This is a genomic window from Pseudomonas sp. NPDC090203, assembly GCF_044746765.1.
GTDB classification, from domain to species: Bacteria; Pseudomonadota; Gammaproteobacteria; order Pseudomonadales; family Pseudomonadaceae; genus Aquipseudomonas; species Aquipseudomonas putida_AD.
Map to the genome: position 1 here is coordinate 381,647 of NZ_JBIVCV010000002.1, position 1,227 is coordinate 382,873.

At 61.6% G+C, this 1,227-nt stretch carries 1 protein-coding gene; it reads left to right on the forward strand.

All coding sequences use genetic code 11. The features are described from left to right. Window positions 1-176 precede the first annotated feature (176 nt). The gene (locus ACIPO9_RS04640; protein ID WP_400779080.1) at window positions 177-1,088 is read left to right on the forward strand and encodes an SdiA-regulated domain-containing protein; all 912 of its coding nucleotides are present in this window, start codon (window positions 177-179) and stop codon (window positions 1,086-1,088) included. Window positions 1,089-1,227: the final 139 nt, after the last annotated feature.

Below are 1,227 nucleotides of genomic sequence, written 5' to 3' on the forward strand. Positions count from 1 at the left end.
GTTTTTGTGGCGCGGGGGGGCCCCGTGTTGGGGGGGGGGGGGGCCCCCCCCCCCCCCCCCCCCCCCCCGGCGGGGCCCCCCCCCGCTCCTACAGAACTGTTTGGGTGCTGGGTTTTAAGTCTGGTTTCAGACTAGGGTGATATTAATGCGCCCCCATCTGAAACCGAGCTCCGTACATGCTTCGCCCGTCCCCTTTCAAAACGGTGCTGCTCACCTTGCTGGCCGTGCTTGCGCTGGCGTTGTCGTTCATCGTCGTGCGCGAATACCGCGTGGTCGAGCGGGTGTGGTTCAACTGGCATGTGTTCTGGCAGGCCAGTGATGCACAGGCGATGGGGCTTGATGACTATGAAGTGGTGATCGAAGCCCGAACCATCGAAGGCCTGGAAGACAACGTCTCGGCCCTGAGCTTCGACCCCGATCGCAACACCCTGTTTACCGTGACCAACAAAGACCCCGAGTTGGTCGAGCTGAATCTGGAAGGCCGTATTCTTCGGCGCATTCCCCTGACCGGGTTTGGCGATGCGGAAGCTGTGGAGTACATCAGCCCCGGCATTTATGTGATCAGCGATGAGCACAGCCAGCGGCTGATCAAGGTGCAAGTGGATGATGACACGCGGTTTCTCGATGCCGCCGACGCCGAGCAACTGACCCTGGGTATCAATGCCGGGGGCAACAGCGGTTTCGAGGGGCTTGCCTACGACAACAAGGGTAAGCGCCTGTTTGTCGCCAAGGAGCGCAAGCCGGTACAGATCCTTGAAGTGCGGGGCTTCCCGAATCCCGATGACAGCACCCCGAGTACTCTTGAAGTGACGTCGAGCAAACAGCGTGATGCCGGGTTGTTCGTGCGTGATCTTTCCAGCTTGCAGTTCGATGAAATCAGCGGCCACTTGCTGGCGCTGTCCGATGAGTCGCGGCAGATCCTGGAGCTGGACACCACGGGCCGGCCGGTGGGCAATGTGTCGTTGAGCAAAGGCAGCATGAGGCTGGGCAAGAGCGTGCCGCAGGCGGAGGGTATTGCGATGGGGGCAGACGGGACCTTGTATCTGGTCAGCGAGCCGAATCTGTTTTATTCGTTCAAGAAGCATTGAGGCCAATTCGCTGCAACCCTTGGCTCACCGCAATTTCTGACGCACCGCAAACCTGTAGGAGCGGGGGGGGCCCCCCCGGGGGGGGGGGTGGGGGGCAAAACTGTCATTAAACACCCCCGCGCGGGGCCGCCCCCGCCAC

Excerpts from the sequence above, each read along its gene's own strand:
- ACIPO9_RS04640 (WP_400779080.1), top strand. The coding sequence starts at position 177 with ATGCTTCGCCCGTCCCCTTTCAAAACGGTGCTGCTCACCTTGCTGGCC.